Origin of the sequence: Nostoc sp. (assembly GCF_036919555.1) — a bacterium.
Classification (GTDB): domain Bacteria; phylum Cyanobacteriota; class Cyanobacteriia; order Cyanobacteriales; family Nostocaceae; genus Nostoc.
This window is the reverse complement of sequence record NZ_JBALCS010000047.1, coordinates 97,193-111,965: the sequence shown is the minus strand read 5'-3', so window position 1 is coordinate 111,965 and position 14,773 is coordinate 97,193. Positions and strand designations below refer to the sequence as shown.

12 protein-coding genes are annotated in these 14,773 nt (G+C 43.4%); 8 read left to right on the top strand and 4 right to left on the bottom strand.

The window, feature by feature from the left end; translation table 11 throughout:
• Window positions 1-279 precede the first annotated feature (279 nt).
• The gene (locus tag V7K36_RS14190; RefSeq protein WP_335116655.1) at window positions 280-2,211 is read right to left on the bottom strand and encodes a heavy metal translocating P-type ATPase; all 1,932 of its coding nucleotides are present in this window, start codon (window positions 2,209-2,211) and stop codon (window positions 280-282) included.
• A gap of 46 nt (window positions 2,212-2,257) precedes the next feature.
• Between V7K36_RS14190 and V7K36_RS14185 the strand changes: the two genes are divergently transcribed.
• The 4 genes from V7K36_RS14185 (at window position 2,258) to V7K36_RS14170 (ending at window position 9,931) form a co-directional block, all read left to right on the top strand.
• Window positions 2,258-3,568, top strand: coding sequence for an AAA family ATPase (locus tag V7K36_RS14185; RefSeq protein WP_335116736.1), 1,311 nt, complete (start codon window positions 2,258-2,260; stop codon window positions 3,566-3,568).
• Window positions 3,555-4,133: a hypothetical protein gene (locus tag V7K36_RS14180; RefSeq protein WP_335116653.1), complete on the top strand. Its 579-nt coding sequence runs from the start codon at window positions 3,555-3,557 to the stop codon at window positions 4,131-4,133. Before V7K36_RS14185 ends, V7K36_RS14180 begins: the two co-directional genes overlap by 14 nt.
• Window positions 4,130-5,251, top strand: coding sequence for a precorrin-8X methylmutase (locus V7K36_RS14175; RefSeq protein ID WP_335116651.1), 1,122 nt, complete (start codon window positions 4,130-4,132; stop codon window positions 5,249-5,251). The genes V7K36_RS14180 and V7K36_RS14175 overlap by 4 nt, the downstream gene beginning before the upstream one ends.
• Window positions 5,252-5,602: 351 nt before the next feature.
• Window positions 5,603-9,931 carry a DUF4912 domain-containing protein gene (locus V7K36_RS14170; RefSeq protein ID WP_335116649.1) on the top strand — a complete coding sequence of 1,443 codons (4,329 nt, stop codon included), beginning with the start codon at window positions 5,603-5,605 and terminating at the stop codon, window positions 9,929-9,931.
• 473 nt (window positions 9,932-10,404) lie between these two features.
• On the opposite strand, the gene V7K36_RS14165 is transcribed toward V7K36_RS14170, so the two are convergent.
• From V7K36_RS14165 to V7K36_RS14155, 3 genes are read right to left on the bottom strand one after another with little or no spacing between them, the layout of a single operon-like run.
• The gene (locus V7K36_RS14165) at window positions 10,405-10,716 is read right to left on the bottom strand and encodes a toll/interleukin-1 receptor domain-containing protein (RefSeq protein ID WP_335116647.1); all 312 of its coding nucleotides are present in this window, start codon (window positions 10,714-10,716) and stop codon (window positions 10,405-10,407) included.
• Window positions 10,674-10,934, bottom strand: coding sequence for a hypothetical protein (locus V7K36_RS14160; protein WP_335116646.1), 261 nt, complete (start codon window positions 10,932-10,934; stop codon window positions 10,674-10,676). Before V7K36_RS14160 ends, V7K36_RS14165 begins: the two co-directional genes overlap by 43 nt.
• A 20-nt stretch (window positions 10,935-10,954) precedes the next feature.
• Window positions 10,955-11,506 carry an NUDIX hydrolase gene (locus tag V7K36_RS14155; RefSeq protein WP_335116644.1) on the bottom strand — a complete coding sequence of 184 codons (552 nt, stop codon included), beginning with the start codon at window positions 11,504-11,506 and terminating at the stop codon, window positions 10,955-10,957.
• Between the two features lie 139 nt (window positions 11,507-11,645).
• Between V7K36_RS14155 and V7K36_RS14150 the strand changes: the two genes are divergently transcribed.
• From V7K36_RS14150 to V7K36_RS14135, 4 genes are all read left to right on the top strand, one after another.
• On the top strand, window positions 11,646-12,698 hold the full coding sequence (locus tag V7K36_RS14150; RefSeq protein WP_335116642.1) for a dipeptide epimerase: 1,053 nt from the start codon (window positions 11,646-11,648) through the stop codon (window positions 12,696-12,698).
• Entirely contained in the window at window positions 12,682-13,728 is a 1,047-nt protein-coding gene (locus V7K36_RS14145) for a DUF1611 domain-containing protein (RefSeq protein ID WP_335116640.1), read from the top strand. The genes V7K36_RS14150 and V7K36_RS14145 overlap by 17 nt, the downstream gene beginning before the upstream one ends.
• 214 nt (window positions 13,729-13,942) lie before the next feature.
• A complete protein-coding gene (locus V7K36_RS14140; protein WP_335116638.1) occupies window positions 13,943-14,263 on the top strand; it encodes a hypothetical protein in 321 nt (106 codons plus the stop codon).
• The gene (locus tag V7K36_RS14135) at window positions 14,260-14,622 is read left to right on the top strand and encodes an aspartyl protease (RefSeq protein WP_335116636.1); all 363 of its coding nucleotides are present in this window, start codon (window positions 14,260-14,262) and stop codon (window positions 14,620-14,622) included. The genes V7K36_RS14140 and V7K36_RS14135 overlap by 4 nt, the downstream gene beginning before the upstream one ends.
• Window positions 14,623-14,773: the final 151 nt, after the last annotated feature.

Here is a 14,773-nt window from a genome sequence, read left to right as displayed (position 1 = left end):
CTCGCTTCCTCCAACTCAAGGGCTTGATAGTGGCTCAAACCCTATTAACTTCGTACCCCCCAGAACGGTTACTATTTTATAAGTGTTTCAAAACTAGTCCAAAATTATAGTTTTGTGACTATCAACCAAATTACAAGGGTTTCAAGACTTAATTCATATTAAACGTATGTTTGAATCTTCAATCCCTACGGCTTGGTGCAGTCACTCATGGGGGAAACCCCCAAGACCGCGCTGCTTCACCAAAATCTAAAATTTAAAATCTAAAATTCGGTGAGTGGTTTATTTGAGCAATCTTAAACCACTGAGGGTAACTAACACTGTGGAACCTTCATGCCCAATAACGCCAATGGGTAGGTTAATATTTCCCAGAAAGTTGCCCACCAAAAGCAACATTATGAAACCCAATGCTACGACTATATTCTGTTTGACTATGGCTTGCGATCGCCTACCCAAATGCATCGCCACGACAATTTTTTCTAACCTGTCTGCCATCAGTACTATATCTGCGGTTTCCAATGCCACATCACTCCCAGATATTCCCATTGCTATCCCTACAGATGCTTGCGCTAGGGCTGGTGCATCATTGATCCCATCGCCTACCATTGCCACAGTTTGATATTGTTGCTGTAGACGGCGGATCACATCCAGCTTATCTTCTGGTAGAAGTTGAGCATACACCCGATCAATTCCGACTGCTTTGGCGACACTGTGAGCAGTTTCCTGATTATCCCCAGTTAACATGACAATTTGCTCAATTCCCAGCTTCTTTAACCGGCTAATGGTTGCGGCTGCTTGCGATCTTACTTCATCTGCGATCGCAATTACACCGATCACCTCTGCCCCCCTCCTCGCTTGTGGGTTGGGGTTCTTCGCTACCCAAACTACAGTTTTACCTTCTTCCTCCAAAGATTGAGCCATTTCTCGCAATTCTTCAGGTAAATTTGTGACATACTGTTGCACAAAAACGGCATTCCCTACAAATACCTGTTGTTCTTGGGCGATTCCGACAATTCCCTGTCCAGGCATAGCTTGCACTTGGATTGCACCAACCCAATCCAAATCACCAGCCGCTTGTACAATTGCCTTACCGATGGGATGTTCTGAAGAAGATTCCACACTAGCTGCGGCTTTTAATACATCTATTTGAGTGTATTCACTAGCTGGAATTACCTTGTATACCTGTACCTGTCCTGTTGTTAGAGTACCAGTTTTATCTAATGCGATCGCTCGGACTTTGCCAATCTTCTGCAACTGCGCCCCATTTTTAAACAAAATCCCCTGTCTAGCACCATTGGCAATTCCCGAAAGCAGGGTGGGCATAATTGCAGCCATCAGCGCACAGGGAGAAGCCACCACCAGGAAAGTAAGGGCGCGATAAATTGTCGTTTCCCAATCCCAACCCCAAAGAAATGGCGGTAAAGTTGCCAGTAATATCCCGGCTACTACAATGACTTTGGCATATCCTTTCTCAAAGCGATCGATAAACTCTTGCGAAGGAGGTGCTTGAGTCTTTGCTTGTTCTACCAAGCGAATCACACGCACAATCAAACTGCTTTGGGCTGGTTTGTGTACCTTAATTTGCAATGCACCATAGCCGTTGAGGGTGCCAGCAAATACTTCTTCGCCCACTGTTTTCTCTACAGGTAAAGACTCGCCTGTAATCGCAGCTTGATTCAGGGTGCTGTAACCAGATAAAATTATCCCATCAGTAGGAATTAGTTCTCCGGGTTTGACGACAATCTCATCACCCACTTTTAGCTGACTAATGGAAACTTCCGCTTCCCTTCCCTGATGCAAAACCCTTGCTGTATCTGGTGTCAAACTCATCAAACTGCGGATACTCCGCTCAGTTCGCTGCATTGCATAGCCTTCTAATGCGCCACTGATGGCAAAAATCAGAATCAAAATTGCCCCATCAATAATTAGATGATATTCTCTTCGCCATAAGCCGAGGCTAGCAGCACCTATAGCCGCCACAATCATCAGCAAATCTACATCGAGTTCTTTTTCTTTGAAGAGAGTAGTCAATCCCTCCCGCGCACTTTCGTAACCACCAATCACGTAAGCAGCAGGTAGCAGCAGCAATGCTAATCCCAAAGCGCCAAGATGTAAGGCGAACCATCCGAGAAATAGCAGTAAGCCACACAAAAGGGCGGCTACGGTATCTGCGTGTTCTCTGGTGAATTGGGTGAAACGCTGGGGGTAGAGCATGAGAGGTGAATTAACAGGGACTCTCTCAGGCTAAACCTTGACATTAATGTTAATGTCAAGGTTTATAATAATTTTGAAACGCTCCAGGGCGCTGAGGGAAGCGCATAGGTACGCAAAGTCAAATTTTTATCTGCGTTATTGGAGCGTTTTTCAAAAGCGGGATGTGGGTAAATGCAACGATTTAACTGTTAGCTTTAAAATAATTGCACCTAAGAGGAAAAAATCTATGCTAAAGCGAATATATATTGATAACTTTCGCGGCTTAGTAAATTTTGAGATGAACTTCGACTCGATTAATCTGTTTCTTGGTGGGAATGGGACAGGTAAATCAACTGTTTTTGAAGTTTTACGAAAAATTCAAACTTTTGTAAGTGGTAGCAAAAACCTAGAAGAAATTTTTGAATATACTGACTGTACTCGCTGGCAGACTTTACCAATTCAGCGTTTTGAGCTAGAAATTACTGGCAATGGTGGTCATTATAAATATGAATTTGCCATTAGACATAATCAAGACAAAAATCATGTTGAATATGAACGTCTTTGGTTTAATAACCAAATTTTACTAAAATTTGAAGGAGATGAAGTTCAACTTTTTAGAGAAGATACTTCTGAAGTAAAAAAAATTTTAATTTCTTTGCAATTGTCAAAATTAAGTTCTCTACTAATCTTATTTTCGGTAGAGACTAATGGTACCAAGCTAGCTTGGTTCAGCAAACGAATGCAGCGATTCATTATTGTACAAATTATTCCTAGTCTGATGGTTGATGGCAGTGGAAAAGAAGAAATAAGCCTAGATTTTAGGATGGAGAATTTTGTTTCTTGGTATCGCTATATTTCACAAGATCAAGGTAAAGTTTCTGAACTTATGAACATTCTAAAAAATGTATTAGATGGTTTTGTAAGTTTTAAGTTTGAACAGTTCAGTGAAAAATATCGAACTCTGAAATTACGATTTACAACAGGTGAAGATAGAAGAAATATTATTGATTATCGCTTTAGTGAATTATCGGATGGACAAAAAGTACTAATTGCTCTGTATACACTTCTTTATTGTACTCAATCTGAAGACTATACATTATGTATAGATGAACCAGAAAACTTTTTAGCCCTGCCAGAAATTCAGCCTTGGGTAATTCAACTTTATGATTTCTGTATAGACGGAAAAATACAAGCTTTACTAATCTCTCATCATCCTGTATTAATTAATTATCTTCTAGCTTCACCGATAGGCTATTGGTTTGAGCGTCAAAGTAATGCACCTGTACGAGTAAAATCAATTAGTAATCAAGAAGCTGAAAATTCTGGATTACCAATTTCAGAACTGATTGCGCGGGGATGGCTTTATGACCCAGAATAGAGTACAGATAGTAATTTTGTGTGAGGATCTACAACAGCAAGTTTTTGCATATCATTTTTTGAAAAAGCTAGGCTTTAATATAAATCCAAAAAACCTCACAATAAGGACTTCTCCAAAAGGTAAAGGTGCAGGAGAGCAGTTTGTTAGAAAGCGTTATCCCGCAGAGGTAAAAGCATATCGCAGCAAAAACTATCTTTCAGGAATGCTAGTAGTGTTGATTGATGCAGATACTAAGACAGTAAAGGCAACACTAAAAGAATTAGATGATGCACTGATAGAAGATTCACAGGAACTTCGTAAGCCTGATGAGAAAATAGCAATTTTCGTGCCAAAAAGAAATATTGAAACTTGGATACATTATTTACGAACAGGAGAAGTTGTTGAAGAAGAAGCAAAAAAATCAAAATATGCAAAATTCCCTAAAAATGAGGCAATTTGTAAACCTGGTGTTGAGCAATTAGCAAACCAGTGTTCTCAAGGGAGTTTAGATGAAAATGCACCGCCATCTCTCCAGGCGGCTTGTGAAGAGTTACAAAGAATTTTACCATTATTAAATAACTTATGAATGCTAGTTGCTTAACTATTAAAGAACTTACGGATGCAGTTGGCGGCGGTTTAACTCCACGCATGGTACGGCATTATCATCAATTGGGACTGCTACCGCAACCAGTGCGATCGCGTAGCAATTACCGTCTCTACACCAAAAAAGATGTCCTCCGGTTGCAACGGATTGTAGCACTCAAGCAGCAAGGGTTTCAGCTAAACCACATCCGTCAAATTTTGGAGGTGGAACCAGAAGCCGACACAACTGTTAACCTGATGGGACAACTCCAGCAACAATATCGGGCGGTGATGCAACAAATTTCTCAACTACGGCAAACTGCATCAGCATTAGAAGGATTATTGGGGCGCGATCGCCATTGTCAAATTATCCAGGCGGAAGTCTTGGCGCAACTCAAGTTACTCGATGTCGAAACTCAAGCTGGATTAGGGGGATTGGAAAACCTGTGGAGTGGCTTGGATGCCGAAATTCATACACATTCGGAAGCTTTTACAGAATCGCTACAACGTTTATTACCTGATTTGTCTCACCGTTCGGAAATTGAACAACACTTAATTTCTCAGTTGGTTTTGGCTTCTGGCGATGTCAGTTTGGTGTCCTTTATCAAATTGAGTCGAGATGCGATCGCCGCTAGTCGAGAAGCCCTCTCTTCAAGCTGTCAAATTGTAGTCGATACCCAAACGGTTGCGGCTGCTTTGGATCAAACCCGATTACTTCACTTGGGATGCCACATCGAAACCTTGATTGATAATCCCCATATTACCACCGCCACAGAGGCGGAACTTGCCTTTTGGCAGCATCGAGAATGGCGAGAAAAATTGCTGCAAGTAAGTAAGGGTTGTGTGCTGGTAGTTGGTTATGCTCCCTCAGTACTTCTGGAAGCTTGTGAGGCGATGTCTAACCAGAAAATTCAGCCTGCACTAGTTATTGCAATGCCCATTGGCTTTAGCCATGCTCCCGCAGCCAAGCGACAACTGATGCAACAAGGGATACCTTTTATTACAGTTGAAGGGACTTTGGGAGGTGGCGCTTTAGCTGCAACTGCCCTAAATGCCTTGGTGGAATCACTAATTGATAAGCCAGATTGTCATTGTTATCTCAAAGATGTAGAACCCTTGTAGAAACGTAGCAGTGCTACGTCTCGGAAAATAATATTGTTAAATAATATTGAATTTGGTACACTTTACCAGTTTTAGTAATTCCATAATTCATAATTGTGGCCATAAGCTACCAACTTGGTATAAGTTGCAATATAAATTAGAAAAATTTATAGTAAACAGACTTTGGCAATTTAGAGTATAAATTATCATGCTATACGAACTACGGGGAAGTATAAATCAGTATAAGTGCGCTGAAAGAATTAGAAGTAAAGATAACTCAGATGTATAATTAGCGCGTCTCCTCCATTATCTCTAAAAAGATTGCGATTTAGGATTGGCAGGCTTTCTATTTTTTACTTTAATCAAGGGCATATGTGGCAACAAGAAAAAAAAGATACTTCAATAGTCAGACTAGTATTATGGGTTGCCTTAGCTACGACCCCGATCGCAGCAACTCTGGTGGTATCTGCACCGATGCTGGGACAATCTACACCTGAAGCTCGCTCTTTTCCACCGCCGCAAACGGTACAGAATGGGGCGACAGTGCGGATTGACGGTTCAAGTGGATTGGCTGCAATCAACCAAAGCCTGAAAGAAAGTTTTGAAAAACAGTTTTCCGGCACAAAGGTTGAAATTGCTGCTAACGGCACTGGTACGGCACTGAAAGATTTGCTAGAAGGCAAAATTGACATAGCAGCAATTGGGCGTGGGTTGACACCAGCAGAAAAAGCCCAAGGACTAGAGCAAGTTCGCTTGCGCCGTGAGAAGATTGCGATCGTGGTTGGTGCAGATAATCCTTTCAAGCAAAGCTTGACCAGTAAGCAATTCGCCCGGATTTTCCGGGGACAAATTACAAATTGGTCACAACTGGGCGGGCCTCCAGGGAAGATTCGGTTAATCGATCACCCGAACACGAGTGAGACTCGCAATACTTTTCGCACTTATCCAGCCTTCAAGACTGGTGAATTTGCTACAGGTCCCAATGCTACCCAGCTAACTGAGGATAATACCGCAGAAATCATCAAACAACTGGGCAAAGACGGCATCAGCTATGTATTAGCTAATCAGGTGTCGAAGCTGAAAGGTGTACGAGTTCTGCAATTACATCAAGCCTTGCCAGATGATGCGAAATATCCCTTCTCGCAACCTTTGGTTTATGTTTACAAAAAAAATCCCAGCTTAAGCATAGTCGATTTTCTCGGCTTTACCCTTGCACCCCCAGGACAGCAAGCTATAGAACGAGCTAGAACTACTGAAGCAGAGGTGATCGCCGCCAGTGTATTACAACCTGCTTTCACGCCTTCCCCTAGTGCCCAAACGACACCTGCTGCTACGCCTTCCCCTAGTGCGACTACTTCTGTATTTGGCCAACAGCCCTTTGTGGCTGCTCCTGCACAAAAAAGTCCAATTGTAGACAAGAAAACACCATTGTGGTTGCTGCTACCTTTGTTTTTTATTCCTTTAGCTGGAGGGTTACTATGGTGGGTTGTGGTAAAACGCCCATTGCCTATTGAGAAAACAGATAACTTACCAGAATCAAATCCTCATCCACCCAGTACAGAAGATGGAGAAACGGCGGTACTCAATGCCAGCACAGCTCACTATGGTAACGGAGCAATGCTTGAGGAGCAGCCAGTATCGCACTTTCAAGAGCAAGAAACCCCCGATCGCACTCCTTTTAACATCTATGCTCAAACACAATCTGATCTGACCGAGAACGCTACTCAGGGGACATCAAATCTCGTACAAGACGCAACTAATGGCGCCTCTAACTTCTATGAAGGCACAACATCAGGCGTAGCTAATAATGGATCAGAAAATAACAACTTGGGAGCCGCAGCTTTAACGGGTGGTGCGGCTCTAGCAACGGGCATCGGGGCAACTACCTGGTCTGCTTTTAGCAACAAAGAAACAGAAATAGACACGATTGATGATACAGTCGGGCTAAATAATTATATGGAGACAAACCCTCCTGAGTCTGATCAAGTTGCATGGGAGATAGAAGCCCCGGCGGCTGTAGTAAATACTTCATATCCTCACCTGGGTAATCTTCCAGAAGAGACATCTGATGTGGAACTGCCTTCAGATGACGTGACAGCCCCACTCCCGGAATTACCAGATGTGCCAGAAATAACATCTGATTTTGGATATTGGGACACAGAAGTTAGTGAAAATCAGATAGATGAGGAACTTCAGGCAGAATTGAACTGGCTAGAGAGCATCACCTCAACTGAAGATACAGCCTCAGTAGATGAATTACGTTTATCAGAGTCTGGCGAACTGGCAGCCGATGTGGAATCGTCAGAGGCAGAAACAGCCTCACTGCTCGATTTGCCAGAATTCCCAGAAGATGCATTGAATGTGATCGCGGACGAGGCCGAACCCACTCTCAATTTTTTGCTAGAGGAGGAATCACAAGCAGAGCCGACTGTTGGGGAAGGTGTTGCTGAAGCTGACTCCATAAATTTTGCTGCTGCTGCGGCTTTAGCAGCAGGCGCAGGGATTGGAGCCTGGGCTACCACTTTGCCATCAGAGTCCCAAGATCCGATAGTTGATGATCTGCCGATTGGGGATGAAACAGAGATTGATTGGGGAGATGCAGATGAAGAGAGCAGTATTATGCTCACACCGCATACTGATACATCGGCTAATGTCTCTTGGGAGATTTCCGAAACCAAGAAAGCAACGCTGCACCAACAAGGCGGCTCTCAATTGGTAGTGCGCCTCTACGATGTAACTGGGATAGATTTGAGTTATCAAAGTCCCCAACTTGCACAGCAGTATGAATGTGAAGAGACAGCACACGATCGCTCTGTAGAAATTCCGAGCAGCGATCGCGATTACATGGCTGAAATTGGCTATGTCGCTTATGGCGAACACTGGTTATTCATCGCCCGTTCCGCGATCGTTCGTGTCTTCAGTCCTGTTCATGCCGATCCCACAGTTGAAGATGTGCCGCTTGCGGATGAAACAGATATTGATTGGGGGGATGCAGAAGAAGAGAGCAGTATTATGCTCACACCACATACTGATACATCGGCTGATGTCTCTTGGGAGATTTCCGAAACCAAGAAAGCAACGCTGCACCAACAAGGCGGCTCTCAATTGGTAGTGCGTCTCTACGATGTAACTGGGATAGATTTAAGTTATCAAAGTCCCCAGCTTGTCCAGCAGTATGAATCTGAGGAGACAGCACACGATCGCTCTGTAGAAATTCCGAGCAGCGATCACGATTACATGGCTGAAATTGGCTATCTAGCTTATGGCGAACACTGGTTATTCATCGCCCGTTCCGCGATCGTTCGTGTCTTCAGTTCTGTTCATCCAGATCCGATAATTGAAGATGTGCCGCTTGCGGATGAAACAGATATTGATTGGGGGGATGGAGAAGAAGAGAGCAGTATTATGCTCACACCGCATACTGATACATCGGCTGATGTCTCTTGGCAGATTTCCGAAACCAAGAAAGCAACGCTGCACCAACAAGGCGGCTCTCAATTGGTACTGCGTCTCTACGATGTAACTGGGATAGATTTGAGTTATCAAAGTCCCCAACTTGCACAGCAGTATGAATGTGAGGAGATAGCACACGATCGCTCTGTGGCTATTCCCGTCAGCGATCGCGATTACATGGCTGAAATTGGCTATGTCGCTGATGGCGATCGCTGGTTATTCATCGCCCGTTCCGCGATCGTTCGTGTCTTCAGTCCTGTTCATGCCGATCCCACAGTTGAAGAAGAGAGCCGTATTCTGCTAACATCCCGCACTCCCGAATGGGCTGATGTCTCTTGGGAGATTTCCGAAACTAAGAAAGCAGCGCTGCAACAACAGGGCGGCTCTAAATTGCTAGTGCGGCTCTACGATGTAACTGGGATAGATTTGAGTTATCAAAGTCCACAACTTGCACAGCAGTATGAATGTGAGGAGACAGCACACGATCGCTTTGTGGCTATTCCCGTCAGCGATCGGGATTACATGGCTGAAATTGGCTATGTCGCTGATGGCGATCGTTGGTTACTTATCGCCCGTTCCGCGATCGTTCGTGTCTTCAGTCCTGTCCATCCCGATCCCACAGTTGAAAATGTAGCGTTAACAAGCGAAACAGCTATTGGCTTGGTAAATGCCCAAGAAAGTAGTAGTGAAGAAGAGAGCAGTATTGTGGTAACACCCCGTACTCCCAAGTGGGCTTATGTCTCTTGGTACATTTCCAAAGCTCAGAACGAAGCGCTGCAACAACAGGGCGGCTCCCAATTGGTAGTGCGGCTATACGATGTAACTGGGATTGACTTGAGTTATCAAAGTCCCCAGCTTGTCCAGCAGTATGAATGTGAAGAGGTAGCACGCGATCGCTTTGTGGCTATTCCCGTCAGCGATCGCGACTACATGGTTGAAATTGGCTATATTGCTGATGGCGATCGTTGGTTACTCATCGCCCGTTCACCTAATGTTCGGATTTTCAATCATGCTCAGGGAGATTTTTGGTTTGTGGCAGATGCTGAGTTAATTATTCACGGAGCAACCCAACCAAACACAACCGTAAACATTGGTGGTCATACGATCAAAATCAAACCCGATGGTACTTTCCACTTACGTCTCCCCTTTTCAGATGGTTTAATGGACTATCTGATAACGGTAGCTGCTGATGGGGAATCCACTAGAACTATCCATAAGAAGTTCTCCCAGGAAACTTCAGAAAGCTAGAAATTCCCCTGAGTTATCTCCTCTAACCCTATTCTCCCCTTTTAGGGAAAATGGGGAAAGGGTTATTCAAAGTCTCTCTCCTAAAAGGCTACGGTGTACACACAAGTTATCCGATTACCCAAAAGTCCTCTAATATCATGTCCGCTTGATTGCTATTAAACCCGAAGAACCCCACCCCGCCAAAGCTATGCTTTGTCTCCCCTCCCGAAGAGCTCTTAGGGGTTAGGGGTGGGATTCTTTTATTATGGGTAATCTGGCGGACATGATATAAAACCTCACCCTGTCCTATCTTTAATCCCTCTCCTTACTAAGGAGAGGGACAGGTTTTACTACGTAAAACCAGGGTGAGGTATTTCAGGGGCTATGAAACTTAACCGTAAATTGTGTTCAGAAAGACTTGTGTGTACACCGTAGCCTAAAAGGAGAGAGAAATAAAAGTGAGGTTTTCCAGATACTGTGAAAAGTCAGGTCTGCTATTTAGGTATCGCCATTAAGTAAAGAAGTTTGTCATTAAAATGGAGATTCTGCAATTCAGAAGGTGGAGGAACAAGCGGTGGGCCTTCAATGATTACAGGAATAATTTCGGGTGAACGCAATCCATCAGATCCTTGTCGCTCAAGGGCATATAATACTTCTTTAAGCACCCACGGCGATTCTTTAGCAGCAGTAGACCAAAATAGTAGGAAGAGATCACACTGATCAATGTTGCGATAAAGTTTTTTCTCCCAGCGATCGCCAGGTTCTAAATTTGTATATTTGGCGGTGGTTGCAGTTTCTTCTTCCAAGCTGATATCTCAATATACTTCTTACGGACAAACCATGTATCTTTGCCCTTGATAGAGTTTTTCAAGATAATTCGGTAATATTCCTCCTCCTCAATATAAGAAATAACCTCCAAGACACTTTTGACTTGAATGAGAAGTTTTTCATCTTCAGCTAGTTCCGCTAACTCACTTGGGCGAACTTTCAGGAAAGTATCAGCAGTCACTGTAAAGACAAACATAATAATTAACTCTTAGATTCTTAACAAGTTAGAAAATTTAAACCTAAAAAAAGAGCCGCTACAGTTCCTGCAACATAAATTTCTCCTTGAATAATTTTCTTTAAAACTGATTCAACGGGAATTAATACAACTTCAATCTCTTCTGTAATATCTAGTTGTTGCTCTCCAACTTTGCTGACATTTTCTGCTAAAAATAAATGTATTTGATTAGTATCTTTACTCGGCTTATCGTATAGAATTCCGATTTTTCTAAATTCTTGGGGAATATAACCAGTCTCTTCTGTCAGTTCTCTGATTGCTGCTACTTCGGCACTCTCTTTTGTGGAATCAAAATTCCCTGCTGGCAATTCCAATAAAAACTCACCTACAGCGTGTCTATATTGCCGGACGAAAATAATTTCTCTATTACTAGTAATAGGTAAAACCATCGCAACGTCAGGCTTAATACTGACAAAATAATCATCGATAATTTTACCGTTGGGCAATTCTATTTCATCTTGCCTTACCTTACACCAGTAATGATCTAAGACCATTTTTGATTTTAAAGTTTTCCATTTTTTTAAGTTAGTCATAAATTAAGTAAAAAATAAAATTTTCTATAAAAAGTTTAGGAGTCAAGCAATGAATGTAAAAAAGTATAACAGATACATCCGATAATCTAAATTTTGAACTTACACTGGCTTTTGCAATAACATAATATGGGGAATAAGTATGCAAATAAATATAAATTTATTTACAGTAAACAAGAGATTTCCGTTAACCATTAGTCGGGGTACAACGGCACAGACAACGAATGTATGGGTGCGGATCTCAGATGATGGCATCGAAGGCTGGGGGGAAGCATCGCCATTCGGTGTAGGCAATCATCGACAATCAACTGATACGATCAAAGACGCTTTAGAGCAAATTGTGCCACTATTGCAAACATTCAGCCCCTTACAACGACAGCAAATTGAGCAAGTTTTAATACAAACTCAGGTTTCTTCTGCTGCTAGAGCAGCGTTGGATATGGCAATGCACGACTGGCTTGGTAAGCGCGTCGGATTACCCTTGTGGCAAATTTGGGGACTCGATCGCAATCAAATAGTCCCGACTTCTGTCACAATTGGGATTAATTCCCCTGAAAATGCCAGGGCTAGAGCGCGGGACTGGTTACAATTTACGGATGTCCGCCTTTTCAAAGTCAAGCTAGGTAGTCCAGATGGCATAGATGCAGATAAAAAAATGCTATTAGCAGTGCGAGAAGAAGCACCGGAACCAGAGTTTTTTGTTGATGCCAACGGGGGTTGGAGTTTAGAAGATGCGATCGCCATGTGCAATTGGCTGGCTGATTTAGGTATAAAGTATGTAGAACAGCCATTGCCACGGGGGCAGGAAAAAAGTTTAGCAAAACTAAAAGAACACTCTCCCCTGCCCATCTTTGTTGATGAAAGTTGTTTCACAAGCTCCGATATACCTGATTTGGCAAACTACGTGGATGGCATTAATATCAAACTGATGAAATCAGGGGGACTAACCGAGGCAATGCGAATGGTACATACAGCGCGAGCATATCGGTTGCAAGTAATGTTCGGTTGCTATTCTGACAGTTCGCTAGCTAATACAGCAGCATTACAGCTAGCACCATTAGCTGATTATTTAGATTTAGACAGTCACCTTAACTTAATTGATGATCCTTTTACGGGTGCATTGCTAAAAGAAGGGAGAGTTTTACCAAACGATTTACCAGGTTTGGGGGTACAACACAGTGCGTCTACCACTTAATCAACGAGTAGCTATCTTGCTGCATGAAGGAACTACTGGGACTCACGGCAAAACAGGGCTAGCAATTTTACGCTACAGTGAAGCCCCAATCGTAGCCGTAATCGATCGCGAGTCTGCTGGCAAATCCCTACCAGAATTAACAGGTATCAAGCGTGATGTGCCAATTATGGCATCGGTAGCCGCAGCGCTGGAATATAAGCCAGAAGTTTTGGTAATAGGCATTGCCCCAGGAGGTGGCGCTATCCCAGATGATTACTGGCATGAAATCAAAGACGCTCTAGAGGCTGGGATGTCGCTGGTAAATGGTTTGCACACACCAATGGCAAACATACCAGAGTTAAATGCACTGCTCAAACCAGGACAATTAATTTGGGATGTACGGAAAGAGCCAGCTAATATAAGTGTTGCTAGTGGGATAGCACGCACCCTTCCTTGTCGGCGGGTGTTGACAGTGGGAACCGACATGGCGATCGGTAAAATGTCAACTAGCCTAGAGTTACATTGGGCATCAAAACTGCGGGGCTGGCGTTCTAAATTCCTGGCTACAGGTCAAACTGGGGTGATGTTAGAAGGGGACGGCGTGGCTTTAGATGCCGTGCGGGTAGACTTTGCTGCCGGTGCTGTGGAACAAATAATCATGCGCTACGGCAAAAACTACGACATCTTGCACATTGAAGGACAAGGTTCACTGCTACACCCTGGTTCAACAGCAACTCTACCCCTAATCCGTGGTTCGCAACCAACCCAACTGGTGTTGGTACATCGGGCGGGACAAGTTCATGTACGTAATCATCCCCATGTACTAATTCCACCTTTACCAGAAGTGATTCGGCTTTATGAAACTGTCGCTAGTGCTGGTGGTGCCTTTGCAAGTGTTCCTGTAGTGGGTATAGCCCTTAACACAGCCCATCTAGAGGAATCTGCGGCTGAAGAAGCGATCGCTCAAACCATAGCAGAAACTGGGCTACCTTGCACTGATGTCGTGCGCTTTGATGCCAATGTGCTATTGGATGCAGTGATGAACAATTAGATAGGTTCTTCGTCGTCAAGTGAGTATATGTCTGGTTATTTTCAAGAAAGTTAAAGGCTCCTCCAGTCTGGGAAAGTAGCATTAGATCACGAGTTGAAGGCTCTGATGAATCGAAAAACAGTTTTTCTTCCAATAGCGATCGCTCCTGATCAGAGAGAGATAATATTACTTTAACTAGAGATTCAATCAGGGACTTCCAAATAAAAAAACAACCATGACTGAAGCCAAGTCTACTCGTACAGTCCGCCGAGGAAGAATTTTCCCCGAAATCCAGTGGACAGAAGAACAGAAAGCCAAACGTCGAGCAGAACGCGATACGTTTCATCAACGTAGCCAAGTGATTTTTGAGCGCGTTAAGCCAGAATACATTCAAACTCACTACAACTGGTATATGGTTGTTGAACCAGAAAGTGGAAACTATTTTATTGATCGTGATGAAGAAGTAGCTATGCAGATAGCACGTATTAAGCACCCCGGTACTGTACCATTGTTTCTCTTCCGAATTAATGAAACAGGGGTTTCTGGAACTATATGATACTTGGGTTGTTCAGCAATGACGATGAGCTGGTTTTTGAGATTGAGCTTATTGGTGCAGATGGATTAGAACTACCAGTTGATGTAATTTTAGATACAGGATTTTCTGGCTGGTTGGCTATTGACGAACAAGACTTACAGGGACTGGATTGGATTTACGTGCAGACACGAGCGCTGCGAACTGCACGGGGGGAGGCAGATTTTAATATCTATGCTGGTAAAGTAAAAATCGATGGGCAAACTTTTGATATTCCTGTTTATGTGGGTGAAGGATTATCAGAAGTTTTATTTGGTCGCCAGTGGTTAAAAAATCGACGGTTGGTGGTGGATATGCCGTCTAGGGTGTTAACGCTGGGATAATAACGTCGCCCAGTACCACGAGCAGGTATGACCGGAGATATGTTATTACGGTGGGACAGGATTTAAAGCGAAGCAAGCACGAACGCTACAACCCTCATTATTCCGTTGACTGATTAAACCTGTTTATGTTTGCAGCGCGATGACCACTTGC

Excerpts from the sequence above, each read along its gene's own strand:
- V7K36_RS14190 (WP_335116655.1), bottom strand. The coding sequence starts at position 2,211 with ATGCTCTACCCCCAGCGTTTCACCCAATTCACCAGAGAACACGCAGAT.
- V7K36_RS14185 (WP_335116736.1), top strand. The coding sequence starts at position 2,258 with ATGTTAATGTCAAGGTTTATAATAATTTTGAAACGCTCCAGGGCGCTG.
- V7K36_RS14180 (WP_335116653.1), top strand. The coding sequence starts at position 3,555 with ATGACCCAGAATAGAGTACAGATAGTAATTTTGTGTGAGGATCTACAA.
- V7K36_RS14175 (WP_335116651.1), top strand. The coding sequence starts at position 4,130 with ATGAATGCTAGTTGCTTAACTATTAAAGAACTTACGGATGCAGTTGGC.
- V7K36_RS14170 (WP_335116649.1), top strand. The coding sequence starts at position 5,603 with ATGTGGCAACAAGAAAAAAAAGATACTTCAATAGTCAGACTAGTATTA.
- V7K36_RS14160 (WP_335116646.1), bottom strand. The coding sequence starts at position 10,934 with ATGTTTGTCTTTACAGTGACTGCTGATACTTTCCTGAAAGTTCGCCCA.
- V7K36_RS14155 (WP_335116644.1), bottom strand. The coding sequence starts at position 11,506 with ATGACTAACTTAAAAAAATGGAAAACTTTAAAATCAAAAATGGTCTTA.
- V7K36_RS14150 (WP_335116642.1), top strand. The coding sequence starts at position 11,646 with ATGCAAATAAATATAAATTTATTTACAGTAAACAAGAGATTTCCGTTA.
- V7K36_RS14140 (WP_335116638.1), top strand. The coding sequence starts at position 13,943 with ATGACTGAAGCCAAGTCTACTCGTACAGTCCGCCGAGGAAGAATTTTC.
- V7K36_RS14135 (WP_335116636.1), top strand. The coding sequence starts at position 14,260 with ATGATACTTGGGTTGTTCAGCAATGACGATGAGCTGGTTTTTGAGATT.